This is a genomic window from Paenibacillus sp. GM1FR, from assembly GCF_002803315.1.
In the GTDB taxonomy this organism is placed as follows: Bacteria; Bacillota; Bacilli; order Paenibacillales; family Paenibacillaceae; genus Paenibacillus; species Paenibacillus amylolyticus.
Genome location: NZ_MKZL01000011.1, coordinates 788833 through 813088, shown reverse-complemented (window position 1 = coordinate 813088; position 24256 = coordinate 788833). Strand labels below are relative to the sequence as shown.

22 protein-coding genes and 1 pseudogene are annotated in these 24256 nt (G+C 43.4%); 4 read left to right on the top strand and 19 right to left on the bottom strand.

The features are described from left to right. Nucleotides 1-34: 34 nt before the first annotated feature. A complete protein-coding gene (gene zwf / locus PAEAM_RS09470) occupies nucleotides 35-1558 on the bottom strand; it encodes a glucose-6-phosphate dehydrogenase (protein WP_100527320.1) in 1524 nt (507 codons plus the stop codon). Between the two features lie 112 nt (nucleotides 1559-1670). Here zwf and PAEAM_RS09465 point away from each other — a divergent pair, with 112 nt between their 5' ends. Further along, a complete protein-coding gene (locus PAEAM_RS09465; RefSeq protein WP_036613457.1) occupies nucleotides 1671-2555 on the top strand; it encodes a LysR family transcriptional regulator in 885 nt (294 codons plus the stop codon). Nucleotides 2556-2653: 98 nt separating this feature from the next. Here the strand turns inward: PAEAM_RS09465 and PAEAM_RS09460 are convergent, their stop codons facing one another. From PAEAM_RS09460 to PAEAM_RS09430, 7 genes are all read right to left on the bottom strand, one after another. Continuing rightward, on the bottom strand, nucleotides 2654-4669 hold the full coding sequence (locus PAEAM_RS09460; protein ID WP_100527319.1) for a chemotaxis protein CheA: 2016 nt from the start codon (nucleotides 4667-4669) through the stop codon (nucleotides 2654-2656). Nucleotides 4670-4683: 14 nt separating this feature from the next. Beyond that, nucleotides 4684-5109 carry a chemotaxis protein CheW gene (locus tag PAEAM_RS09455; protein WP_100527318.1) on the bottom strand — a complete coding sequence of 142 codons (426 nt, stop codon included), beginning with the start codon at nucleotides 5107-5109 and terminating at the stop codon, nucleotides 4684-4686. 24 nt (nucleotides 5110-5133) lie between these two features. Continuing rightward, nucleotides 5134-6723, bottom strand: a complete 1590-nt coding sequence (locus PAEAM_RS09450; RefSeq protein WP_100527317.1) for a methyl-accepting chemotaxis protein — start codon at nucleotides 6721-6723, stop codon at nucleotides 5134-5136. Nucleotides 6724-7277: 554 nt separating this feature from the next. After that, nucleotides 7278-7958 carry a hypothetical protein gene (locus PAEAM_RS09445; protein WP_100527316.1) on the bottom strand — a complete coding sequence of 227 codons (681 nt, stop codon included), beginning with the start codon at nucleotides 7956-7958 and terminating at the stop codon, nucleotides 7278-7280. A gap of 178 nt (nucleotides 7959-8136) precedes the next feature. Beyond that, the gene (locus PAEAM_RS09440) at nucleotides 8137-8733 is read right to left on the bottom strand and encodes a cupin domain-containing protein (RefSeq protein ID WP_076250084.1); all 597 of its coding nucleotides are present in this window, start codon (nucleotides 8731-8733) and stop codon (nucleotides 8137-8139) included. A 139-nt stretch (nucleotides 8734-8872) separates the two neighbouring features. Continuing rightward, nucleotides 8873-9829, bottom strand: coding sequence for an aldo/keto reductase (locus PAEAM_RS09435; protein WP_036613441.1), 957 nt, complete (start codon nucleotides 9827-9829; stop codon nucleotides 8873-8875). Nucleotides 9830-9964: 135 nt separating this feature from the next. Next, nucleotides 9965-10771: a helix-turn-helix transcriptional regulator gene (locus PAEAM_RS09430; RefSeq protein ID WP_243391289.1), complete on the bottom strand. Its 807-nt coding sequence runs from the start codon at nucleotides 10769-10771 to the stop codon at nucleotides 9965-9967. A gap of 162 nt (nucleotides 10772-10933) precedes the next feature. On the opposite strand from PAEAM_RS09430, the gene PAEAM_RS09425 reads away from it, so the two are divergent. Further along, entirely contained in the window at nucleotides 10934-12472 is a 1539-nt protein-coding gene (locus tag PAEAM_RS09425) for a DUF3450 domain-containing protein (RefSeq protein ID WP_100527314.1), read from the top strand. 120 nt (nucleotides 12473-12592) lie between these two features. Here PAEAM_RS09425 and PAEAM_RS09420 read toward each other — a convergent pair. Continuing rightward, nucleotides 12593-14129, bottom strand: a pseudogene (locus tag PAEAM_RS09420) (FAD-dependent monooxygenase). Between the two features lie 120 nt (nucleotides 14130-14249). On the opposite strand from PAEAM_RS09420, the gene PAEAM_RS09415 reads away from it, so the two are divergent. Then, a complete protein-coding gene (locus tag PAEAM_RS09415; RefSeq protein ID WP_100527313.1) occupies nucleotides 14250-14888 on the top strand; it encodes a TetR/AcrR family transcriptional regulator in 639 nt (212 codons plus the stop codon). A 184-nt stretch (nucleotides 14889-15072) separates the two neighbouring features. Here the strand turns inward: PAEAM_RS09415 and PAEAM_RS32255 are convergent, their stop codons facing one another. The 7 genes from PAEAM_RS32255 to PAEAM_RS09385 all read right to left on the bottom strand — a co-directional run bounded on the left by PAEAM_RS32255 (nucleotide 15073) and on the right by PAEAM_RS09385 (nucleotide 20223). Continuing rightward, nucleotides 15073-15723, bottom strand: a complete 651-nt coding sequence (locus PAEAM_RS32255; protein WP_243391288.1) for a glucoamylase family protein — start codon at nucleotides 15721-15723, stop codon at nucleotides 15073-15075. A 6-nt stretch (nucleotides 15724-15729) separates the two neighbouring features. Further along, nucleotides 15730-16425, bottom strand: a complete 696-nt coding sequence (locus PAEAM_RS32250; protein ID WP_243391287.1) for a DUF3131 domain-containing protein — start codon at nucleotides 16423-16425, stop codon at nucleotides 15730-15732. Nucleotides 16426-16715: 290 nt separating this feature from the next. After that, nucleotides 16716-17207: a hypothetical protein gene (locus PAEAM_RS09405; RefSeq protein ID WP_100527312.1), complete on the bottom strand. Its 492-nt coding sequence runs from the start codon at nucleotides 17205-17207 to the stop codon at nucleotides 16716-16718. A gap of 20 nt (nucleotides 17208-17227) precedes the next feature. Then, a complete protein-coding gene (locus tag PAEAM_RS09400) occupies nucleotides 17228-17599 on the bottom strand; it encodes a hypothetical protein (protein ID WP_100527311.1) in 372 nt (123 codons plus the stop codon). Nucleotides 17600-17617: 18 nt separating this feature from the next. Further along, a complete protein-coding gene (locus PAEAM_RS09395; protein WP_165789867.1) occupies nucleotides 17618-18307 on the bottom strand; it encodes a hypothetical protein in 690 nt (229 codons plus the stop codon). A 53-nt stretch (nucleotides 18308-18360) separates the two neighbouring features. Next, nucleotides 18361-19668, bottom strand: a complete 1308-nt coding sequence (locus tag PAEAM_RS09390) for an SPFH domain-containing protein (RefSeq protein WP_100527309.1) — start codon at nucleotides 19666-19668, stop codon at nucleotides 18361-18363. Nucleotides 19669-19953: 285 nt separating this feature from the next. Then, nucleotides 19954-20223: a DUF6809 family protein gene (locus PAEAM_RS09385; RefSeq protein WP_100527308.1), complete on the bottom strand. Its 270-nt coding sequence runs from the start codon at nucleotides 20221-20223 to the stop codon at nucleotides 19954-19956. A gap of 253 nt (nucleotides 20224-20476) precedes the next feature. Here PAEAM_RS09385 and PAEAM_RS09380 point away from each other — a divergent pair, with 253 nt between their 5' ends. Next, the gene (locus tag PAEAM_RS09380; protein ID WP_100527307.1) at nucleotides 20477-21457 is read left to right on the top strand and encodes a serine hydrolase domain-containing protein; all 981 of its coding nucleotides are present in this window, start codon (nucleotides 20477-20479) and stop codon (nucleotides 21455-21457) included. A gap of 83 nt (nucleotides 21458-21540) precedes the next feature. Here PAEAM_RS09380 and PAEAM_RS09375 read toward each other — a convergent pair whose 3' ends face one another. The 3 genes from PAEAM_RS09375 to PAEAM_RS09360 all read right to left on the bottom strand — a co-directional run bounded on the left by PAEAM_RS09375 (nucleotide 21541) and on the right by PAEAM_RS09360 (nucleotide 24097). Next, nucleotides 21541-22563, bottom strand: a complete 1023-nt coding sequence (locus PAEAM_RS09375; RefSeq protein ID WP_100527306.1) for a serine hydrolase domain-containing protein — start codon at nucleotides 22561-22563, stop codon at nucleotides 21541-21543. A 239-nt stretch (nucleotides 22564-22802) separates the two neighbouring features. After that, entirely contained in the window at nucleotides 22803-23531 is a 729-nt protein-coding gene (locus PAEAM_RS09365; protein WP_100527305.1) for a DUF1361 domain-containing protein, read from the bottom strand. Between the two features lie 29 nt (nucleotides 23532-23560). Beyond that, nucleotides 23561-24097, bottom strand: a complete 537-nt coding sequence (locus tag PAEAM_RS09360; RefSeq protein WP_100527304.1) for a hypothetical protein — start codon at nucleotides 24095-24097, stop codon at nucleotides 23561-23563. Nucleotides 24098-24256: the final 159 nt, after the last annotated feature.

The window sequence follows — 24256 nt, the reverse complement described above, 5'->3', positions numbered from 1 at the left end:
TTAAATTACCTCCAGATATATTTTTTATTTTGGTTTAGAGATTCGCATTAACCGCCAAGGGTATGCTATTTGTAACTACAGACTCCTGATCCGCCGGCTCATCAAACCACCAGTGGTGACCTTCTTCTTCAAGCATAACATCTGATTCAACCGGTCCATAGCTACCCGCAGGATACAGGTGAAGTGGCAACAGATTTTCCTGGAATGCATCCAGAATTGGCTGCACCCATGCCCATGACAATTCTACTTCATCCCAGTGGGCAAAGAAGGTTGGATCACCCAGCAAAGCATCACGAATCAGATTCTCGTAAGCTTCCGCAAGGTCACCTTTGTCCGGAGAAAGATCAATATGAACCGGTTTGAATTCACCTTTATTCTCAGGATCACTTGCATTCAGTTGCAATGTCATGCTCTGATCCGGACTCATCTCAATGACGAGCAGGTTTGGCTTGGAACCCTTGTTTTTCAGCACATTTGTCTGTCCTGAAGGTTCTTTGAATTCAATCACGATACGTGTTGATTTCTCCTTCATTCTTTTACCCGTGCGAATGTAAAACGGAACACCACGCCAGAAGAAATCATCAATTTGCAATTTGGCAGCAATGAATGTGTCATTCATCGTATTCTCGGCTACACCCGGTTCAGCAGTATACGCATTTACCGGTTTACCTTGAATGTTACCTGCTGCATACTGTCCACGGATGATGTTTGCGCCCACCGATTGTTTTTGTAACGGCTGGATCGATTCCATAATATGTTTTTTCTTCAATCCAACTTTTTCGGAAGTACTGTTGTATGGAAGCTGAATCGCCATCATCATGAGCAATTGCAACATATGATTCTGGAACATGTCTCGCACTGCACCAACATGATCATAATAGGATGCACGTTCTTCGACACCTACAGTCTCATTCGCCGTAATTTGCACATTGGAGATGTAACGGTTGTTCCATAGCGCCTTCATGATTGGGTTACTCTGATGCAACGTCTCCAGACGCTGTACCATCGGTTTGCCCAAATAGTGGTCAATCCGATAAATCTCTTCCTCCGTGAACGATTCGCTTAATTTGCGATTAAGGTCTCTCGCAGACTCTAGATCGTGACCAAATGGCTTCTCGATAACGAGGCGTTTCCATCCCTCTGTGGAACCCAGTCCACTTTCTTGAATGTTCTCGGCAATCGGTTCGAAAAATTCCGGACCAACCGAGAGATAAAACAAGCGATTGGACGGAATGCCAAGTTCAGCTTCTCTTTGTTCAACTAATCCCAACAGCTTTATATAATCTTCCTTATGGCTTATATTCAATACACTGTAGCGGAAAGCTTTCACAAATGACTTCACAACTTCAGGATCAGCTTGGCGTCTGGAAAATTCATTTAATGATTTTTCCACTTGTGCCTGAAAGAATTCATCAGACCAATCTCTACGCCCCAGACCAATCAATGAGAAGGTTTCAGGAAGCTTCTGCTCAAGATATAAGTTATATAAGGCAGGATATATTTTTCTTTTGGCTAAATCGCCAGTTGCACCAAATAAAACAATGGTAGTTGGTTCCATCTTACCGTTCTCCTTCCAAGTAACTCTGGTTTCTTTGTTGTAGTTACACTATAATACGTTTTATAGCTATACAAGTAATTAATATATTTCACAGGAGCTATAGACCACATCTATGACTACAAATTACGAACTATATAAAGTCTTTTATTGGGCCGCCAAAACGGGAAGTTTGACACAGGCTGCGAAAGCACTGTATATCACTCAACCCAGCGTCAGTCATGCCATTAAGCAATTGGAAGAGAGCTTTGGTCTTACCTTGTTTTATCGAAATTCCAAGGGTGTAGCGCTGACACAGGAAGGTGCCAGTCTATACTCCTATATTGAACAATCCCAGATTCTGATCTCACTTGCAGAAGAAAAAATGGCCGCACTGAAGAATCTCGACAATGGTGAATTGAGAATTGGTGGCAGTGACTCCCTGTTCAAGCATTACATGCTGGCGTATCTAGAGGAATTTCACACCTTGTACCCTAATATCAAGCTACATCTGAGTCATGGAACTACGCCGGAAGTCATCACCTTTCTGAAAGAAGGCAAGATTGATCTTGGTGTTGTTCGGATGCCCATTGTTGATCCACAGCTAGAAGTCAGGGAAAGTATTCAGTTGAAGGACTGTTTTGTAGCTGGGGAACGTTATGCTCAGTTGAAGGGTAAAATCATGACACTTGAGATGCTTCTGGAGCATCAACTGATCCTCTTCTCCCGGAACAGCCGTGTTCGGATGGCTATAACTGAGTTGTTTAACAGCTATAATTACACGTTAAAACCTGAGATTGAGGTTGGTAGTGTTGATCTGTTGATTGAGTTTGCGCGTCGAGGACTGGGTATTTCCTATGTCACACGTGAATTTATCTCCAAAGAGCTGGAGGAAGGCTCTCTCTTCGAAATTCAGCTTGATGTCCCGCTCCCCCCTTCCCATGTGGGGATTATGACCAAACGCAATATGCCGATCTCTCTGGCAGCCAACCGGTTTATGGATCTCATTTTCAAATCCTGAGTGGTCACAATGTCAAAAGGTTCAACAAATAGCCCCACCGTCCAGTTATGGATGATGAGGCTTTTTGGCCTGCATAAAAATTTGTGTTTATCTAACGATTAAACACTCACCAGATAGGACGCGTCCAATATAAGGGCAACCTTACCATTACCGAGGATCGTTGCTCCAGATAGATGGTTCATCGCTCCCAGATACGTACCGAGTGTCTTAATAACGACTTCCTGATTTCCTATAATCTCGTCTACTGCATAAGCTGCAATTTTATCAACGGAACGCACGATCACCAGTGGAATGGTCTTGGATTTGCGGTCTGTTCGTGGATAGTTGAGCCTGTCGCACAGTCGGTGAAAAGGTACAATTCGTCCATGATTCAGGATCGCTTGTTGCCCCTGGATCATCTGAATATCTTCAGGTGAAATTCGAACAATCTCAGCAACATTATACATTGGCAAGATCAGCACACGACCCGATACTTTGACTAACAGACCTTTAATAATCGCCAGTGTGAGCGGTAGACGAATCGTAAACGTGGTACCCACACCAACCTCCGTATCAATATCAATGATGCCGTTGAGTCGCCCGATCTGACTACGCACGATGTCCATTCCAACACCGCGTCCTGATACTTCACTGACAGAAGAAGCCGTCGAGAAGCCAGGTTCAAATATGAGGTGGACAGCTTCCTGTGTTGTTAGGCGTGTAGCCTGTTCCTCACTAATGATGCCCTTGCCCAAGGCGGAAGCTTTAATCTTCTCACCATCGATACCTTTGCCATCATCCGAATAACGAATGACAACATGATTTTCTTCATGAAACGAAGTTAAGGTAATACGTCCTTTGGACGGCTTACCGTTCTCCGCCCGAACCACTGCACTTTCAATGCCATGATCTGCACTGTTGCGGATGAGATGGATCAGCGGGTCACTCAGTTCTTCAATAATCATCCGGTCAAGCTCAGTCTCTCCACCTTGAATAACCAGTTCCAGATCCTTACCCAGCTTCTGTGATAGGTCACGAACCAATCTCGGGAAGCGACTGAATAGTTGATCAATGGGTAACATCCGTGTCTTCATTACACCTTCTTGGAGTTCCTTGATTACCCTTCCCATATGATCGGATACACCACTAATACTCCGGATGAGTGTTGAAGACTCCTTACGCGCACCCGATCCACTCAGATCTGCAAGGGATGTCTGATCAATTAACAGTTCACCGACCAAATTCATCAAATGGTCCAGACGTTCAACACTCACACGAACTGTAGGTTGAGCAGCTTTCACTTTCTCATCCGGCCCAGTTGTATTTACGGTAGGCAAGCTTTGTTTCGTTTGCTCTGTTTCAGAGATTAATTCAAGTGGTGCAGAAGTCGCTGCAACCTCATTGGATTCCAGCAGATATGGATCAATCTCCAGCATATGAATATCCGAGTCTGAAGACAGCTCTGCCTTAAGCTGCTGTTGGTCATTCGACGTTGCTACGATGATGATGAACTGACCATAATGATCATCTTCATTCTGCGCGCCCGGTTGACTCTCCATGAGCGAAGTAGCGACAACCGTACCACAGATGTCCTCAATGCGTTGTCGTAAAATATGATATCTGGCCGCTTTCATCATGCACTTCTGCTCCAGCACAACATGAATGGACAATAACTGCTTCCCTGACACAATAGCTACCTGTGCCATAATCGATTCTGCTGGTTGCAATTGAGGTATTATAAGTTTTCCGACTACTGCCGGAGTCTGAATTAAATCCTTTATTTCTCTTACTACTGCTCGAAAATCTGCATAGGCTTCCCCACGAATGTACTGATCCCGAAGTACCTTCATGGCGTCCAAAGAGCGGAACAACGTATCAATTAGCTCCGAAGTCATCTCCGGTTTTTTCTCCCGGACCCATTCAAGAGCATACTCCACTTCATGCGTAAGGTCGCTTAATTCACGGAAATCCATAGTGGATGCCGACCCCTTGATGGTATGGGCTGCCCGAAACAGCGTCTGAACCAGTTCTACAGAAGGCGAAAGCTCCAATGCCAATAAAGACTGATCCATACGTTCCAGTTGATCATTCAGTTCTTCGATAAAGATGTCACGGTAGGCAGACAAATCCATCATTCGTATATACCTCCCTAACCGCCCAATATTTCGTCCAGTTTCAAAATGCCCACAAGCTTGTCTTCCTGTTGACCCACACCATGGAATAAACCTTCACGGTTACGACCATATCCGCCGGTTGGCGGATGTATGTCCGAATATGTGGTTACCTTGTTCACGCGATCCACGATCAAGCCAATATATTCATCCTGATGTCGAACTACGATAATACGCGTCGCTCTGGTGTCCGCTTCATCCGGCATACCCAGCAAATTACGAAGGCTCATTACACATACAACCTTGCCACGCAGATTAACTACCCCTTTGATCTCTGGGCGGCTGAATGGGATATCTGTAATGCTGAGCATTTTAATAATTTCGTGAATTTCTTCGATTCGAATGGCGCAAGTCTCTGCACCTACAGACAGTTCAATATATTGTTCCTTCTGAAGTGAAGACATCAATTCACCCTCAATTCAATTTTATTAATTTGTTTTGAAGGCAGCTGCCGAATTCGCCAGTTCTTCCGCAAGATGCGCCAAAGACTGGCATGTTGCCGCTGTCTCTTCAGACGCTGCAGCGGATTCCTCACTGGAAGCCGAGATGGATTCAACAGAGCTCATCACCTCTGCGGCTTGGGCTGCTTCTTCTTCACATGCAGCAGCAATTTCGTTTACTTTCTGTGAAGAGTTATTGACCATATCAATGATCTGATCAAACGCCTGTCCCGTCATGGAAGACTGCTCAACACTGGCTGCTACAGCCTGTACACTTTGTCTCGTATTTTCCTGCATTGCTTTGATGATGGCTGTAATTTCTTTGGTCGCCTCGCCACTTCGTTCGGCAAGCTTCCGGACTTCATCTGCTACTACAGCGAATCCTCGGCCTTGTTCTCCGGCCCGCGCAGCTTCAATTGCAGCATTCAGCGCGAGCAAATTGGTCTGCTCAGCAATATCGTCAATCACTTCAATGATGTCACCGATTTTACGAGAATCATCTTCAAGCTTGGTCATTTTTGTATTAACAGCTTGCATACCTTCCAATGAAGTCTGTACAACAATTCCACCTTCACGGGCAGTCTTCACCGTATCGTTGGACAGTTCAGCCGCTTCTTCCGCACTTGCAGCGACGGAGTTGATGGCAAGTGAAAGCTCTTTGAACAATTCAGAGATATTTCCCGCCTCACTGGATTGGCTCGTGCTGGTGCTCGCAATTTCCTGTGTACTGGCTGAGATCTGTTCCGAAGAAGCTGCAACACTTTGGGAGTTCATCACGATATTGTTAATTAACTCTTTCAGATTATCAACCATCCGATTCAGTGCCGCGGCTAGTTGACCCACTTCATCTTTGCTGGAGATGTCTGACTTAAGGGTTAGATTTCCATTGGCAACTTCCGTAGCTAGACCCAGCATGGCCATGAGTGGCTTCGAAATGGAGCGAGAGATGATATATCCAATGAGAATACTGAAGAGTACGGACAGAACCACAAGAATTATCGTTACTTTAAATGCTTGTGAATAGGCAGCCTGAGATTGTATATTCGCCTGTTCAGCCATACTTTCATTAAGGTCGATCAAATTGGTAAGGAGTTCTACAATCCTGTCTCCTTGTGGTTTAAGCTCAGATTTAAGGAAGGTATTAAAGGCACTTTGATCATCTGCAACAGCCAGATTAGTTGCTCGTTCAAACATTGTTAAATATCCTGGATATTCCGCATCAAAATTACGGAGTAACTCTATTTCTTCAGGGGTTGTTGCAAGCGGACGATAGATGGTCAGGCGATCATTCACACTCTGACGGATCGAAGCGATGTTCTCCGTGATCCGAGTTTTTTCGGTTTCAACGGTTTCAAAGCTCAAATCACGCACGTTCACACGCATTCTTTGATAATCAATCTGAGCAGAGGATAATTCTTTCACAGAGATTAGATTGTTGTTATACATCTCTTGCATTCGTTCATTCGTACTTCTCAATGTTACTACAGAGTAGACGCCAAGCGCCGCAAGGATTATCGACACAACTAAAAACGCTGAGATAATCTTTGTTGCTGTTTTCAAATTTCCAAACCACTTCATGTAATCTCCTCCTAGGCATCGTAGTGTCCAGTTATGTATATAACGCTTGGTAAACCCTTCTCTTGGTCGCGCTCCAGACAACTTACGATCTATTTCGACATAAATATATTAAAACTGAATAGGAGATTTTTATTTCTATAAATTTGCACTATTATGAATTTTTATTTCAGATATAAAGAATCTTCTTTTTAATATAAATTATACTTTTTACCTATTAAATTGCTTTTTCCATTTACATATATACGTATAATCAACATTCTGAATGGACTTACACATACATCTCCATACAAAATTTCATGTGACATGATCTTCTTTTATTTTATATAAGAAGTTGTATAGTTCTTACGTCTAACAAATATCATTATCCACACAAAAAATTATGTATTTTTGCTGTACACACCAACATTTCAAGACCTAAGTCTAATAAATGATTACTTATACTGAGTCCATTTTCCCATAAAAAAAAACCAAACCCGAATCAACAAAGTTTGGTTCTGAAGCGAAAAAATACACTTTAATTTAATTTAACATAAAATCCGTTTAAAACTAATTATTTATGTGTTATATAGTTGCTCCAGTTCCATTAAGCGGTCCTTAATCCTGTGTGGAATAATTCCAAATAGATTATCCCACGTCATGAACATCTCCGGTTTTAGTAAATATTCTTCGAACTCCATGGTAGGTACAAACGCTTTGGTCTGCAGATAACACTCTACCTGATCATCGATCTGTTCATTTGTTTCAAAATAATCTTGAAACAACTCATTCACAAGTAGCCCATCACATCCAGCTTCGGCACCTGCTGCACTATACAGGTTTGGCAATAACTCAAATACAACCGGAAGTGGTGAGAAAGCATGTTTGCCAGGCTGTGAGTACAGACATACATGATGTCCAACCACATTGACCCGTTCCTTCAATAATCCGCGCAGCACCTTCCCATGAAAGCTGGCTTCACAGTCTACTACCTCTCCGTCATGACCCACATAAACCCATACATGCTCCATTTCATACAGATGTCCAATCTCATAATCCCACCAGATTGCATATTCAATTACATATTGTACTACCTCGGTCGGAAACTTAATGTCCCTTCTGAACGATGGTGAAGGCCCAGATTGATGCAACACAGAAATGCCAACAAAATCAGGATAAAAGGGTTCGGCTCTGTCAAACATCAAAATAGGTGCATAACTCATTGCAGTTTCAAGCGTTTTCATTTCTGACATGTTCATTCATGAGTCCTCCGTTTTTGTTGGATGTTCATACTATACTAACAGAGAACGTAACCCACTGACTCAAGCATTTTGAATTTTTATCATACGATTATTACATCGACACATCAAAAAAGCCTGCAACTGATATTCTCCAGTTACAGGCTGTGTACTTTGATAATAAATAAGGAATCTTGACTTAAGATTTCAGCTTATTGGATGGTGACACGGACGTCTTGGAAGGTGAAGTCGATTGATCAGAAACCTGCGTATCACACCCTATTGGAGGGCCCAGAATCGCATCATTTTTAATGGAAGCAACAGCTCTCGTATATGCCTCTTCATCCAAACAGTACGCGCGGTGAGCCACCTCCGGCGGTGTAGCTGCCAAGAAATCCGCTCCAAACACAATATCAGGCGTTGGTTGATCAAAGATTGTTAAGACATATACATCATCTGTCTCAGCGACAAACCAGTGAAACCAGCCTTTCGGAAATACCACAACCTGACCTGGTTTCAGACGATATGTCAATCGTTCACGCGTAAACGGATTAAAGACTGACGCTGTAATTTCACCGGTGATGACCACAACCATCTCCGTGACATTGGTGTGCCAGTGTGGCTGCACAATGATTCCTTTGCTTAAGTACACGTTGAAGAACCCATTTGCAATGGTCGGCAGCTGTTCTCCAAACAACTGGGTTACATAGTTGCGTGAATCCCTCTGATAATTGACAACCGCATTGGAATCGGCTGCCAGCGGAACATTCGGGGCTTGTAAAATCGGATTCATCATACGATCATTTCTCCTCCTTGGGCATACATCTCATTGTTGTACTGTATGCCGGAGAATAGAAAGATAATACCGTTGACACATGTTATATATTGTTTTTAATCCTGAACTTTAAGGTTTCTTAGAATCTTGTATAAACAAACTAGACTTGACCAGGGAATCTGCCTCCGGCTGCAATGCCTTGGGGAGATATGTGATCTATCTGGTTCATCTCATCATCCGTAAGCGAAACCTGTAGCGCCCCTAAGTTCTCGTGAACTCTTTCCAGATTGCGAGTCCCCGGGATCGGAACGATATGTTCTCCCTTTCCAAGCAACCAAGCCAGAGCAAGTTGAGAGACCGTACACCCTTTTTGCTTAGCCATCTCTTGGATCAATCCAACAACCTCCAGATTTTTCTGAAAGTTCTCACCTTGGAAACGCGGATAGTGACGACGATAATCATCTTCCGGCAGATCGTCTATAGAACGGATCTGACCTGTCAGGAAGCCCCGCCCCAAAGGGCTGTATGGAACCAAGCCAATGTTCAATTCATGCAGGACAGGCATAATCTCATCCTCAAGCTCTCGACTCCATAATGAATATTCGGTCTGCAATGCTGTAATCGGATGAACAGCATGTGCACGCCGAATGATCTCCACTGGCGCTTCGGACAAACCAATATATCGAATCTTCCCCTGTTGAACCAGATCGGCAAGTGTGCCTACGGTCTCTTCAATGGGTGTATTCGGATCAGGACGATGTTGATAATACAGATCGATATAATCCATTCCCAGGTTGTAGAGACTCGCATCTACTGATTTTTTGATGTAGGCTGGATCTCCTTTGGGGCCCTGCGTGTGTGTTATACCAAATTTGGTGGCAACGATTGCTTTGGATCTTCGACCTTGAAGCGCGCGTCCAAGCAGTTTTTCATTCCCACCAAATCGCTGTTTTTCATACTCTCCGTACAGATCCGCCGTATCAAACATGGTGACTCCTGCATCCAGCGCACCCTGAATGGTATGTACAGATTCGTCATTATCCGGCATCATCATCACACCCAGGCCGAGCGCAGATATTCGTAATTTATCATTTCCCAGTGTTCTTGTTTTGAGCATGAGGCTCCCTCTTTTCATCTTGAAATAGAAACGTTAACTAGATACGTATGAACTTGAGTTCATTCTATTTCACTTCCGAGACCCCAACCACACTCTGTTTATGCTAGTAAAGAAATTACCAGTTTGATTAACTTTCTATATGGCAACAGGAACGTAAATACAACAATGAATGCCTGATTGGCTGTTCAGATTATTCATGGAAAAGATATCGTATGCATGCACAACGCCATCTGCCCGATCCGTCGTTTCAAGCAGGACACGATTGACTTGTTTGAATTCAACTTGGTGCAGGTTCCAGATCGTTCGGAAGTCTACACTTTCTTCACTCAATTGTTTCACGATTCTGCTGAATTCGGGGTCACTCGGATACTTGTCATAATACGTACGGAATACGGCTACCGAGTGCCGCGCGAATTCCTCCCAGTTGTGCATACGCTCCCTGAGCGCTGTATCCAGAAATAAAATCCGCATCATTAAACGCTCATTCACATTCATCGACGAGAAGTTGAAGAGGTTCGTGTCTGCAGCTTCATTCCAGGCAAGTACCTCAGAACGTTCATTGGTAATAAATGAAGGATGAGTCAACTGGCCAATAATGCTCTGCCACCCTGGCTCCAGTTGCGAATACGAAGCAAGGAATTCATGTTCCGTATTAGGGTCCCATAAGTCAAACAGATGACTCTTCTCTTCCAGGGTTAAACGGAGCGCATTCGCTATACTCTGCATCACTTCTCGTGAAGCCGCCAACTCTCTACCCTGTTCGAGCCACGTGTAATACGTTGCACTGACACCAGCCAATACTGCCACTTCTTCCCGCCGTAGACCGGGTGTTCTTCGCTGTCCATGAGATCCTGACAATCCAACTTGTTCCGGTTGAATGCGGCTTCTCCGTGATTTCAAAAACTCACCCAGTTTTTTGTTACGGCTCATACTTGTATCCATAGACATCGTTCCTTTTTATAAAAGTATTCAAGCCTATTCGACCCTATCCCAAAATGGTAGTCTCTGAATGACTTTGATATAATTCATCTATTATTAGTTCTGCAGAATACGTGGTTTACAAGTAGCTTAGCATCGATTGGTGCAGAACGAAAGGAGCATAACATGATCCCCAATGTTGGAGATGTATACTGCGTGTATGTCGAAAAATTACAACAATATACAGCCTGTCAGGTAACTGGACTGAAAGAAACGGAGGGTAAAACTTCTGACACGATTGCCTCTGTCCTTCAGTTGGATTGGACTGGTGATCAACTGCCTAATGAAATGCATCTTCATCAGATGAAACCGCTGATCTGTAATTTCTATTTCTGGAATGACCGACTTGCCCATAGTTTCGTGAGTGCTAATGTTCCTTCACAGTATGTGCTTGCAGGCAACATCCCTCCTCTCTACACCGAGGAAACAAATACGTATGGCGGAGGCTGGCCGATCGGAGAAAGTCTCTATCTCCAGCGTGAATGGGAAGGTATCGATTCGATCCGAAGAGCGCAGTTCAAACAAGCTGCGGATGATGACGAAGAAGTGATGATTGGCGATCGTGTAATGCGGCGCAGTACGAGTACACTCCGCGATTTCAGCCCTACATCTTCTGAAGATGTAGCCGAACTCGCAAAGCTACCTTGTCTGACACATATTGAAATGGATGGATATACGGAATCAATCTTTCCATTTATAGAGGACAACCCGTTCATTAATGAACTTCATATCATACATCATGGTCAAACGATGCTCAATATCAGCAAGAGCCACCTGACCAGACTTATTGTGGATGTCAGTGGGTTGAAGGAGTTGATTTTGAACACAAAGATGAAAAGTCTGAATTTCACAGGAGAGTTGTCTCCTGATCTGCGTATCGCGGCTTATGAAGACGGTAAATGCATCACTCTCAATGTTCCATCGGGCATGCCACAGGTTACGGGTATCTCACGACTTGAAGGTCTGTATATCAGAGATATCACGGAACTCCATCTGGAGCCACTTGTGCAGTATTATCCTGAGCTTTCAGAGTTACGATTGTGGGGTAAACCCGGCAATGTATCCCATATAGAATCGATTCAGCATTTGGCAAATTTGCAAACCTTCACTACATATGACCTGTTCGGCTTCAATGGTGAAGAATTCCCTGATCCAGAGCAACTTCCAAAATTGGCTACGCTGTGGCTAACCAGCCTGCCTGCCGATGCAGCCAGATCGATCAAAACAAGATATAAAAAATCCGTTGCTGCCGGACTTGATATGGAAATCACCAAAGCACGCAAACCGGAATGGCTTGAAGAGAACCTGAACAATCCATTTCGGGATTGGGATGGACGGGACCACATCAAGGCGGCACACGCCAAAAAAGCAGCTCAATTGTACAAGCAGTGCTTGAAGGAAATCCGGCAATTAAGTCAAGATTTGAACAATCAGGAAGCTATACACAAACAGCTCGTCTCCATGGTTGAGAACTACACACAGGCCTTCAACAAGATGGATGCCAAGACCGGCTTTATTGAAACTGTTGAGCGGGAAGAGATTTATGTTGTTCTAACGGAGTTGCTGGAGCAATTACAGCAGCATTTGGAACTGCGTCAAGATGATTTGGTTAAGGTCAATCACGAGGATTTATATGAGGTATTTGATCGTTTGAGGGATTTTTAGTTTACTCAAAAAGGGTCCTGTTATGAAAATGGCAAGACCCTTTTTTGCATGAATAGAATTTCTTGCACTCTATTTTCAATAAGACGATGTGACTCGGGCAGAACCTTGGGTCGCTCGATCCTATGATAAGCCACACAAATTCAAGTAATTCAGGATCGATGCGGTATCATCAATGGAGGTGCGCAAGGCGATGTAACCGTCAGGACGAATCAATACAAGTTCTTTACTTGCGACATCGTAAATTCGATAGGCATTCCCTGCAGTGTCTATTATGCCTTCCGCCCCCTCCACCTTCGATGGAAGGATATAATGCAAATGGAGTGCATCGTTGGTGAAGTTCTTCAGAGAAGGATCGATGTAGTTTGCAAAAGCCAAAAGCGTCCAGTGTGGGCCGCGCAAGAGGTCAAAGACACTTCCTGCAAACCCGGTGCCTTGTAGTCCAGTAGCATTAGGAGCACGATCTCCAGGAAGTAAACGGGTAGCATTTGTTCGAGCAGACGGATGGGTAAGCGAACTTGAACGATAGGAAATGAGAAGCCCGCTCGTCAGATCGTCGGATATGGTGCTCAAGGATTGGGACAACCCTCCGCCTTCAGTCGCCGTTCTTATAACGCCTCCCATCTTCTTAGTACTGTCTTTGAGCACGGCCTGAGCCACTGGGCGGCGCTCCTCATCGTAGGTGTCGAGTAAGGCGGTGTCTGCTCCGTGTATGACAGCCGCCAGCTTCCAGCCGAGGTTGTATGCGTCCTGTATTCCCGTATTCATGCCTTGACCACCGGCCGGCGAATGAACATGAGCAGCATCACCGGCAAGAAAGACCCGGTTGTTTCGGTAACATTCAACCATACGAACGTTGACCCGGTAGATGGACAACCAAGAAGCATCCGTAAGCCGAACACGTCCGGACCCGGCGCGACGGTTGCTCTGGTTCATCAATGTCTGCCGGAATTGTAGCCTGCAGTTGCCAAATATCGGATTTTGGCAGCGGCGTCACCCCGATCATCCCCTCCGAAGAAGTCCAGATATGGATATGGTCACGATCTAACCCTTCCAATCGTACATCGCCAAGATACCATCGCTCATGATCATGTGTTTCCCCAACCAACGGTAAGTGTATAAATTTGCGGATATTGCTTTTGCCCCCGTCAGCGCCGACTACATAACGAGCACGAATTTGCTCTTCTCCTTGTGCTGTATTCACCGTTATCGATACACCATCCACATCCTGAACAAGCCCTACAGCTTCCATGCCCAACTCAACTTGACCGCCAAGCATTGCATATCGGTCGCGCAACGCTTTTTCCACATCAAATTGAGCAATCCAGACCGGATCACGATAGGGTGTCTCAAGTTCGGCGCTCGCTGCAACGGTAATAGTCGGCTTGTCCACACTTCTGCCATCTGCGGTATAATAACGAACAGGCAAGTCCACAACACCTGTATCAACAATGTAGTGAACGGCCTCCAAATCATCGATGACTTCAAGCGAGCGAGGCTGGATTCCTTTGGCGCGAGATGCAACGTTATACACGGTGCTTCGTTCAATAATACGATGGTTGACGTTTCGACGGGCAAGGTCGCAGGCAAGTGTAAGCCCTGTGGGTCCGGCCCCGACGATGAGAACATCAACAACAGACGGTATGGTATTGATGGACAAAAACCTCCTTGAGCATTGATTTGATACGCTACATTTGTTACACTACACCGTACAGTGTAGTTTGTAAAGCAGGACTCTAATCAATTTCTTAAATATACATATAAGGGGGAAAACGTAAGAATGGATCATACGGAAAACAAGAAAATCCGCAAAGGCTCTTCAGACAAACGAGCTAAAATTATTGCGGCGGCACGAGATCTGTTTCTTTCAGACGGGTTTGATCGTTCCAGCGTCGATGCGGTCGCAACTAAAGCGGGAGTTTCCAAACGGACAGTTTATGATTATTATGGCGACAAACAGAACCTACTGCTTGCCGTTGTGGAAGAATCCAGTTCGGCGATTCTGGTCATGATTGAGCAAGGGATTTCAGACCACCTCTTGAAATTCGAAGATCTTGAGCAGGCGCTCATTTTATTTTGTGAACAAATCGTAGCTTCTGCAAACGGTTCGGCAGATTACAAGGCTTTGATCCGTCTGGTTATGGTGGAAGCTGCCAACCTGCCAGACTCGTTTTTTGAAAGGCTGGATAACGCAACTGAAGAGGGGATTATCAGGAGGTTTACAGCGTTTGGACAAAACGGACTGCTCGATGTGATTGATCCTATAATGGCTGCAAAGCACTTCGCTGCATTAACGTTTTTATTGGTATTCAATCAACCGGGAAAAATCGGGACGTTAGAGGAGGACCAAACTAAACATATCATCACCGAAGGCGTACGCGTCTTTCTTTGCGCTTATGCCCCACAACGTAAGTCTTAAAATCGCCATTGTAAATGCCTTTTCTATTTCCGGATAAATTCCATAATCTAATCGATCTGCGACTTCATTATCAATGGTAAACGCAAAAACGGAACGAAGCATGCTGATACCCTGCTTCGTTCCGCCCATCTTTTAATCTTCGTCCCATTTCGTTAGTGAACTTGCTATAATCTAAAGCAACCCTTTATTGAATGGAAAACACTTCTTTTTTCAATGATTCTTCTGGCGTCTGCCCTATCACATCACTGTGAAAATAATCGCGGATAACGCCATCTTGAAGATAGTTGGTGATCGACACCATAATCATCCCTTGATCCAGTGCCAGATAAGCTTTTGCAAGTTCTCCCGTTTCAACATTGAGTGAGTCATAGAACCCATATTTGCCAAACATTTTGAAGTTCTTTAAAGCTTTAATGTTCTTTCGAACAGCTTCAGGGGCATAATCCAGAGCAAGGAATGTTGCGTGTGCTGTTACCGTTGCTCCATCTTTGTAACCTGAGGTACCTAACGGCGTTGCTGCAAACTCACTGTAACCTGTCGGAGTTGCAGAAGGTGAAAAGCCCCATGCGGCATACCCTTTTTCTTTGGCATATTCGATTTGCAATTCAACATGACGCTGGTTGTTCAATCCCAAAGCTTGAGTACCCAGGTCTTTTTCCTTTATAACCATACCGGGCATAAGAGCTTCAAACATACTACCTCCCCAGCTTGGTACGAACTTTTTATCCTTGTATACATAACTTCCTTCAAACACATCCACTCCATCGTACTTAACGGATTGGCCTTGAGGAATCTGAGCTTGCCAATCCCATTCTTGAGGTAATGTGCGATACATCTTCCACTAATGATCTTGAGGAACATCACCTTTCCCAATAGCAATATAGCTGCCTACACGTGGTTCCGTATAAAACATTCCATAATGGTGGTCCGTCAGTGCGCCTTTAGCCACATCATAACCTCCGCGGAATTGGCCGACTTCAGGATCATATAGCGGAGTATAATTCATATCTGTAACCAACTTGCTTGTTTCCCCATGAAGTTCTTCATAGGCTTGCCCAACAACAATTAAACCAGCGGATAACCAGCCATTATCGACTTGGGAAATAAATTGCCCCCAATCTTTCTTCACCGAACCGTCATCTGTGTTATACCAGTTATAAAATAGGCCGTTCCACTTTTCTAACTTCTCGAGGGAATTTATAGTTGTTTGCAGGCGATGTACAGCTTCTTTCTTAGAAATAATGCCCAATTGTTGCGCTGAAACGGTACTCATCATATACATTGCGATGTTTGTGGGCGAGGTACGTTTAGCTTCTTCTATCCCGTTTTCACTGTGTCGCACTTCATCGTAAGTCAAGCCCGTGTTCTGATCCGTATAGTCCTCAAAAAACGTATAGGTCTTATATGCAATCGCTTTCAATTCTGCTCGGAATCCAATTAAATGGCTTGAGTCACCTGCTGAAGCCATAGGAGTTAAAGCTAGATTAGCTAACAGACAAAAAGTTAAAATGAAGCTGAATTGTTTTACTTTTTTCATGATTTTCTCCCTTCAAATGGATTCGAAACGTTTCGTGTATATGTTATCATAATTTTCCCATTTCCGTAAACAAGAAAATAGAACGCTTACAAATACTGAATATAATGCGGTTTATTAATAAATGTAAATTCGAAACGTTTCATTAAAGGGACTACATTAAGGCAACTCACGTGGAATTATATGACGACTTGATCGTTTGAGGGTCTTTAAGAGATTCTAAATTGAAGAGGTAAAAAGCCTGACTCCATAGGAATCAGGCTTAACCCTTCACGTATCCATTCTAAACCGTTCTAAGTTGCTACAACTGTTGTTCCGCAATACTCGCAGTCCGTTGATTGCTTAGGAAAAACTTTTGCCTTCGCCCCACATCCCGGGCAACTCACTGAAACAGGCCTTTGTGGCTCTTCAACTTTTTCATCGGCTTTCTCTTCAGTGTTTTCCTTATCTGAAGAATTGATCTCTGTATAGTTAATTGTATTATGACTGCTGTAATTCACGGTATTGCTATTGTAACTTGAATAAGTACGTGGATTCGGAGTTTCGCGATCAAGATGACCTCCATAGTCTCCTCCATAAAAATTTCGTTCAGGGCCACGCTTTTTCTTAACACGTTTTTTCCTAAGCAATTTAATACCAAAAAACAAAAATAAAAATTCAACGATAATAATTTCAACTACAAGAACTATATTCAATTGATCTACGAAATTCTCTTCCATAAGTAATCGTATGGGTATAGCAATGGCATAAAACATGAAAAAGAGTCCAAATAACTTCCTTAACAACACGATTCCTCCTATGCAGTTTAAGAGATCCTCATCGTTGTTCCGCAATACTCACAATCCGCAGACAAAGTAGGATATACCCTTACCTTGGCTCCACACCCTGAACAATTCACGGCTACAGTTTCTTGAGGTGCCTCGTCATATTTCACACGATGCTGATCTTCCTGATCTTGCTTATCATTAGAATCATAATGCTGGTATGGATTAGTCTTAGAATGAGATTTAGGTCTACCACACATTTTAATGCCTGTAACAAGTACGATAACCCCAGGGATAAAAAGAATTATCGTACTGATAATGGCTGTTTCTGTTCCCTCGGATATTAATATTAAAGATAACAAGATCGTCAGAGACGAAAGGATAATGAATATAATTCCAAAAAATCTTTTCACCGCGTTTCCTCCTGCAATTTATGATTTGCTTGTCATGATCTGTTGATTGCGCTCTTTCAAACGGAACTTTAACTGGGATAGTTGCGAAGCAAAACGTTCACTATTTACCAATTCCCCTGCTTCGTACTGATTTGCAAGCTCACTGTTCATCAACTCAATGTCCAGCAAGATCTGGCGGTCATTTTTCTCAAGGGAATCCGGAGTGATTGGGTCACTATACTTTACAAGTTCAATTAATGACTGAACGGTTTTGCGCTCCTTTTCCACAGTTAGGACGGAATGTTGCACCATGGTATGAAGCAATTGCTGTAAGGCTTTTTCGATTAATTGTAAGTTTGCGATTTTTGTATGTTCATCTGTTTCATGACGGCGCGCACTCTGAATATAGATCATAATGATTCCGCACAAAATAATTGCGATCGCAATCGTTACCGTGTGTAACAATACGAACCAGCGAAGCGCATGATCTGCTGAACCTGTTAACAACGTGTAGATCATCACACAAATCAGATAAATACCTAATACTACACCTAAAGCTGTGTAACCTGGAACAAACCGTTTATACCGATCCATATTTTGCATGATGAACCGCGCGTAGATCCAAATAGCCGTAATCGCTACATAAGAAGCAACGAGATTCATCCAAAAAGAAAACGACAGAAGCGCATGATTAAACAGCGTAAAAGAAACGATTGATGATACTAACATGCATATTAAATAGACGACATCCAAAATCAAGAGATTGCTCCGTTTTACCATCACTATGCCTGTCCTCCTTCTTGCAGATTGTTTCCGCAATCGAGACAGAACTTCTGGCCGGGTTTTACTTCATGTTGGCACCGACTACATTTCAAGCTTAAACTTGTGCCACAGTTGCCACAGAATTTTGTATGACCGGAATTCATATGGTTACAATTTGGGCATGGGCTAGGCATCGGTTGATGACATTGGATACATTCCAATGCGTTCTCCGCATTATCCGCCCCACATGAAGGACATGCATGGTATTTGTCACCACAGTTAGGACAGAATTTGGTTCCCTTTGGCAAGGCATGTCCACAATTGTTGCAATCTGTTGTTGCTACCGATTTTTCGGCTAATAAATTGCCACATTTGCTGCAAAAAGAGCTATTCTCCTGATTCGGATGATGGCACTGCTTACATATACTTACTGCAGGCGTTTCCTTCGTAGACATCACTTTAGACATCTGGGACATTTCGCCACTGAAAGAACCACCCAGACCAACCCCCATGCCCATACCAAGCCCTGCGCCCATGATGTCTGACTGCATGCTTCCTTCATTCTTCGCTGCACCTTCAAGCGTATCAAACGAACGTTCTTGCTGATATGTGTACCCAATAATATCCATCTCGGCTTTGCGTGCCAAGGCTTCTCTTAATCGAATGACTGATGGGTCTTCTTCGGGCAGATTAACATTGTGAATATACAAATTGATTAACTCAATACCAAATTCTTCAAAAGTAGGAGCTATCGTATCTGCAAAATGTCGTGATATCTCGGCGATATATGCATTGATCTCCAAAACACTTACTTTTCTATGTATTAGATATGATGACAACATGGAGTTAATATTCATGATAATCAACCCACGGAAGTAATTAATCATATTAGCTTGGTTAAACTCAGGCAGTGTTCCCACAAGCTTGACCAAAAATTTTCGTGAATCCGAAATTTTAATTCCCATTTGTCCAAATGTTCTTACGGGAACAATAATATTATACTTGGGATCCTGGATCTGAATCGGATTCGCCGTTCCCCATTTAACGTCCAATGCGCTTACTTGATTGACATACCATACTTCTGCTGCAAAAGGTGACTTCCCTCCGAACGGAAGGTTAACGAGTCGGTTCAAGATTGGGATATTTGCAGTACTCAACGTATGCCTTCCGGGTCCAAACATATCAAGTGCTCTTCCATCCTTGAAAAGAATTGCTTGTTGAGATTGATTCACAATTAACTGAGTCCATGTTCCCAGTTCAGTCTCGGGATGTTTCCAAGCAAACACATCAGGTGAGCCATCATACTTAATTACGTCAATAATCGCCATGTTCAATTCCTCAATTCAGTATTAGATTACTATAATTTACTATAAAGTTTTTTTGCTAAAACACTGATTCTACACTATTTCCTATATTTAATTGTCTTTAATCTACTTATTCCATGTCTAGGCATTGATATTTTACCATTTCTAACCTTAATACGCACTAACATAGTTCATGTTTCATATGATATTTTTCCTATATTTAGCATATTCATAATAGTAAAAACCTCTTCCATATCTTCATAGGAAAGAGGTTAACTATGTAACCACAAATTGTGAAAAACCAGAATATTAGCTTGAGTATCCACTCTCGATCATAATCAACGTCCCAATTTTGAAACCACTCGCAAAAGCCTCTCTTGAATGAATAGAGTGAACTTGATCCATCATATCAAACAATACCTCGAGTTGTTTAAAGTCATCCTCCGAAAGCTTGCTCTGAAATTTTTCGATATAAGCTGTAATCTCCTTGTTAATAGATCGATACTCCGAATCTTTAGGAACAATATTCTCCTCTGGTCTCAGGTTACCGTAATATAATTCTTCTATTATATTTCCCACATCACAGACCCCTTTCTCTTATACATGTCTGGTACTCTTCTCATGACAATTATATAAGATTGACAGACAATGCTGGGAATTTATGCGATATTCGCATGTGATTCTTATAGCTTTCATGGGATATCGCATTTTGCATGCTTGCTTTGACATAATAATGTAGCGCTTGTTGAGCCCTACCTCGGGAGTATGCTAAGATAATGGACACCTATTTCTACAAAATCCTATAACAAATCAACCGTACAGAAAGGACACTATGAATCCTTCATCACTGTCATCCAAGTTACAACAGATCGTTCCGCAGCTGGATCTGCGAAGCTGCCTCGTCAGCGTACGCGGTGAGATTATGTACGAACACTACCGCAACCAAGAGGCTGCGACTGATATTGCAAAAATCAATTCATGTACCAAGAGTGTGCTGTCCGCGCTCATCTGTATAGCGAAGGATAAAGGCTTGTTGCCAGAGGCATCAGCCCCAATCTCTACTTTTTTCCCACAGTTGACATCCGATCCTGATCCGCGCAAACCAGCGATCACGCTGGAACAACTGCTTACCATGACAGCTGGGTTCAACTGGGACGAGTTCGGCGGGCAGAATTCATTCCCTCGCATGACCCGCACCGATCATTGGGTGGATTTTGCGTTGGAACAACGCTTAAGTCATGAACCGGGTACATACATGGAATACAATTCAGGAGTATCACAGATCCTATCCGCCATCCTGATGCAAAATGCAGGTATGGACGTAGCCGAGTTCGCAGAACGTTATCTTTTTGGCCCGCTGGGAATTAAGGATTATGAATGGGAAAGTGATCCTCAAGGTGTACATACCGGCGGATTCGGTCTTAAGATGTTACCCGTAGATCTGCTGAAATTTGGTCAGCTGTTTCTACAGCAAGGTATGTGGGAGGGTGAGTCTCTCATTTCAAGTGATCTCGTATCCCGTTCGACGCAGCCTTTCATTACAGTCACTCCACCGAATCACGGCAGTTATGCTTGGCATTGGTGGGTGGATGTCTATCCGAACGAAAGGTCTGACTCCGAAAATATTGCTGCTGTAGACGACAAATCCAATCTCCATTATTATTACGCGCGAGGATTTGGTGGTCAGTATGTATATATTGTGCCAGAGCTCGAACTTGTTACGGTGTTAACCAATGACAAACGAAAGAAAGAGAAACCTCCGCTGGATGTTTTCCCTCGATTAATTGCCCCTGAGCTATGGAAAATGTTATAAACGCAGGCAGTCCTTCTTTCCTGTTCGATCAATTAACCCCCAACCTTGTGGCCATAACCTGACCATAGGTTGAGGGTTATTCGTCATGCCAAAGCTTCTTCGATAGCAATTATTATTGGATACGGACCAGACTCTTGATTAGAGAGCACAACCAGTTGTAGGTCATAGTCCGGATACACGGAAGACATGAACGACACCCCTGGATCAAACCCCATAACATGAAATTTGAAAATGTCTTCCCCCTTGCGGTCAATCCAGATACCCTGCCCATAATACTCTTCATCCTCTTGATGAGCGTGTGGAGTTAATAACTGCTGTGTCGTCTCTTCATTTAACAATTGGTGACCCAGTAAAGCATCCCAAAACCGAATCATATCCGGTGCTGTAACATAGGCTCCACCATCTGATCCACCTTTGACAGGAATAGAGAACATATTAGTATTCCAAGAGCCATCTTCATAATCGATATACCCTAAAGCTGTGTTACCCGGGAGCTGATCTGTTACGAAATAACCGGAGTCCTTCATGCCACACCTTTTGAAAATGTGCTCTTCCACATAATCTGTAAACGACAGTCCTGAATGTTGTTCCACGATAAGCCCCAGCACAATGAAACCCGCATTGTTGTAGTGAAAACGTTCACCCGGAGCAGACTTCATTGGCAGATGCTGAAACATGGGCAGAAAGTCACTTAATCGCCGCATCGCATAGACGGGTCTGTCTTTCCACAATTCTGAAAAGTCATCCATCACTTCTTCATCGAAATAATCAGGAATGCCTGACGTGTGTGTTAACAACTGCTGGATGGTGATCCCTTTGTCCCACAGTGGAAACTCCACCTCCAATACATCCGTAAGCTTGGAATCCGCAGACAACTTGCCCGCTTCAATTAGTTGGCATATACTCACTGCCGTGAAGATCTTACATCCTGATGCAATCCCAAAGCGTGTGTCCACCTGATTGGCTAGCTCTTCGCTACGATTTGCATAACCACGTTTCATATTCAAAAGGGTTTTCCCGGCTTGCTGGAGTAATACAACACCCGAAAAATTCACGCGTTCCATGACTTCTTCTACTTTTGTTGTCAGCTCTACTGCATTCAACATTTTGTTGTTCACCTACTTGTCTATGTATTCATTACATTCTCATTCTTAATTCTTCGTCATATCCTGCATACCTGCCATATTTTCATAAAAAGAAGGATTACTCCCTTATATAAGGAAATAACCCTTCTTCATACAACGTAAGATTAAGTTTGACAAAGCATGCTCAAATGCTGTTCAATCACTTGTTCCACTCGTTTTACTGTAAGTCTATCTGGCTGTATGTCTCGAGGCAACATGAATTAGCGTAACGCTTGCAGGTCCGATTCGGGACTTCCTGCACTCTTCTTCTTTTCACGTGGAGCCCTCGTATTGATCAGATAATACAATGTGGCATAGATTGTAGTGATAAACGTGCCAAAAAACAGGCAAAACGCCAGAGACGGACGGCTTACACTTTCGTGCATCAGTTCAATCAGCGTCTCGCGATTCGTCAGTGCATCCCAGCTATTCAGTCGATATACACGTCCAAGCAATACCCCGTAACTTCCCAAAGCACAACCTGCCAGTACAAAGATCCAGGATGCCCAGCGTCCAATTCGGTGATAAATCACTTCCTGAAGCTGATACATCGACAGGAATCCAAGCAGGAGTCCAGTCCAGACAAACATTAATACAACACTTAAGTCGTACCAATACGTATAGTCCACCCCATTCCCACCATAATACCGGGAACTTCTCGCTGTCAGATGAACCAGATCCGTAACAATGTAAGAAGAGTTCGGGAAAAATAACAACCATAGCAGACCACTTGCGACTGCAAGCCATGCGGCACCTTTCCATTTCACATCACTTAGAAGATAGGCTGCATAAGAGAACACAAAAGGAATCCAGCCCAAGAACAGATTCCAGATCAGGAAGCGGAAATAACGCTGATCCAGCCTATCAGCAGCTACATAGTACAATCCAAGCGTTACTATGGTGACCACACTAAGGAAAATAAATATGCGAATATAATTCAGTTTTCTCAATGATTCTGACCTCACTTGATAAAATTCAATTAGTTTCGAAAATAGCGGATGATTTCTTCCTTATTCTTTTCCACACGCAAATTCAATCCTCGTTTATCCTTTAATCCATACTGCTGTAATTCATGCCCTGGATCAAGCACCAACGGTTTAGTCGCCACATCAACCAGCAAATCCATCGTCAGTTGATAGGTTTCCCGTATCTTGTCCATCGGCAGAGAGGATTCATACCGTTTAATCAGCTCAATCAGACGTTCAGCATACACGAGACGAACCATACTGTCCGCACTCTTCAATTGTCTTGAAGCAAATGCTGTAATGGCTTTAATTATACTTGGTTCTGTCCGATGTTTGGCAATCAACGTAAGTTCATCCACCGCATCCCAATTCATGATAGACAGCTCGGAACTTAATTGTTGAATCCGTTCCCCTATCCATTGTTCCTCTAACTCTTGGGGTACGTCCCATCGCTTATAGTCGGCATACACGCCTTCTCGATGCATCTGTATAGCGCTCCCGTAATGTTTGACGAACAAATCCTTTGCTAAACCCCAATCGGTCTCTTCCATCTTAACCACCACCATGCCTATTCCTATTTGTGCTTATACTCCTAACATATTACATAAGTTTACTACTCTACAAGCATACTATAGAAGTTGAACTATACATTTGCACAAGAACGCAGAGGACAGAAACAAACTACAGAAGCGAAGCGTTCGCTAAAAGCT

What these genes read in the sequence shown, in the direction of transcription:
- zwf (WP_100527320.1), bottom strand. Translation starts at nt 1,558, where the DNA reads ATGGAACCAACTACCATTGTTTTATTTGGTGCAACTGGCGATTTAGCC.
- PAEAM_RS09465 (WP_036613457.1), top strand. Translation starts at nt 1,671, where the DNA reads ATGACTACAAATTACGAACTATATAAAGTCTTTTATTGGGCCGCCAAA.
- PAEAM_RS09460 (WP_100527319.1), bottom strand. Translation starts at nt 4,669, where the DNA reads ATGATGGATTTGTCTGCCTACCGTGACATCTTTATCGAAGAACTGAAT.
- PAEAM_RS09455 (WP_100527318.1), bottom strand. Translation starts at nt 5,109, where the DNA reads ATGTCTTCACTTCAGAAGGAACAATATATTGAACTGTCTGTAGGTGCA.
- PAEAM_RS09450 (WP_100527317.1), bottom strand. Translation starts at nt 6,723, where the DNA reads ATGAAGTGGTTTGGAAATTTGAAAACAGCAACAAAGATTATCTCAGCG.
- PAEAM_RS09445 (WP_100527316.1), bottom strand. Translation starts at nt 7,958, where the DNA reads ATGAACATGTCAGAAATGAAAACGCTTGAAACTGCAATGAGTTATGCA.
- PAEAM_RS09440 (WP_076250084.1), bottom strand. Translation starts at nt 8,733, where the DNA reads ATGATGAATCCGATTTTACAAGCCCCGAATGTTCCGCTGGCAGCCGAT.
- PAEAM_RS09435 (WP_036613441.1), bottom strand. Translation starts at nt 9,829, where the DNA reads ATGCTCAAAACAAGAACACTGGGAAATGATAAATTACGAATATCTGCG.
- PAEAM_RS09430 (WP_243391289.1), bottom strand. Translation starts at nt 10,771, where the DNA reads ATGGATACAAGTATGAGCCGTAACAAAAAACTGGGTGAGTTTTTGAAA.
- PAEAM_RS09425 (WP_100527314.1), top strand. Translation starts at nt 10,934, where the DNA reads ATGATCCCCAATGTTGGAGATGTATACTGCGTGTATGTCGAAAAATTA.
- PAEAM_RS09415 (WP_100527313.1), top strand. Translation starts at nt 14,250, where the DNA reads ATGGATCATACGGAAAACAAGAAAATCCGCAAAGGCTCTTCAGACAAA.
- PAEAM_RS32255 (WP_243391288.1), bottom strand. Translation starts at nt 15,723, where the DNA reads ATGTATCGCACATTACCTCAAGAATGGGATTGGCAAGCTCAGATTCCT.
- PAEAM_RS32250 (WP_243391287.1), bottom strand. Translation starts at nt 16,425, where the DNA reads ATGAAAAAAGTAAAACAATTCAGCTTCATTTTAACTTTTTGTCTGTTA.
- PAEAM_RS09395 (WP_165789867.1), bottom strand. Translation starts at nt 18,307, where the DNA reads ATGTTAGTATCATCAATCGTTTCTTTTACGCTGTTTAATCATGCGCTT.
- PAEAM_RS09390 (WP_100527309.1), bottom strand. Translation starts at nt 19,668, where the DNA reads ATGGCGATTATTGACGTAATTAAGTATGATGGCTCACCTGATGTGTTT.
- PAEAM_RS09380 (WP_100527307.1), top strand. Translation starts at nt 20,477, where the DNA reads ATGAATCCTTCATCACTGTCATCCAAGTTACAACAGATCGTTCCGCAG.
- PAEAM_RS09375 (WP_100527306.1), bottom strand. Translation starts at nt 22,563, where the DNA reads ATGTTGAATGCAGTAGAGCTGACAACAAAAGTAGAAGAAGTCATGGAA.
- PAEAM_RS09360 (WP_100527304.1), bottom strand. Translation starts at nt 24,097, where the DNA reads ATGGAAGAGACCGATTGGGGTTTAGCAAAGGATTTGTTCGTCAAACAT.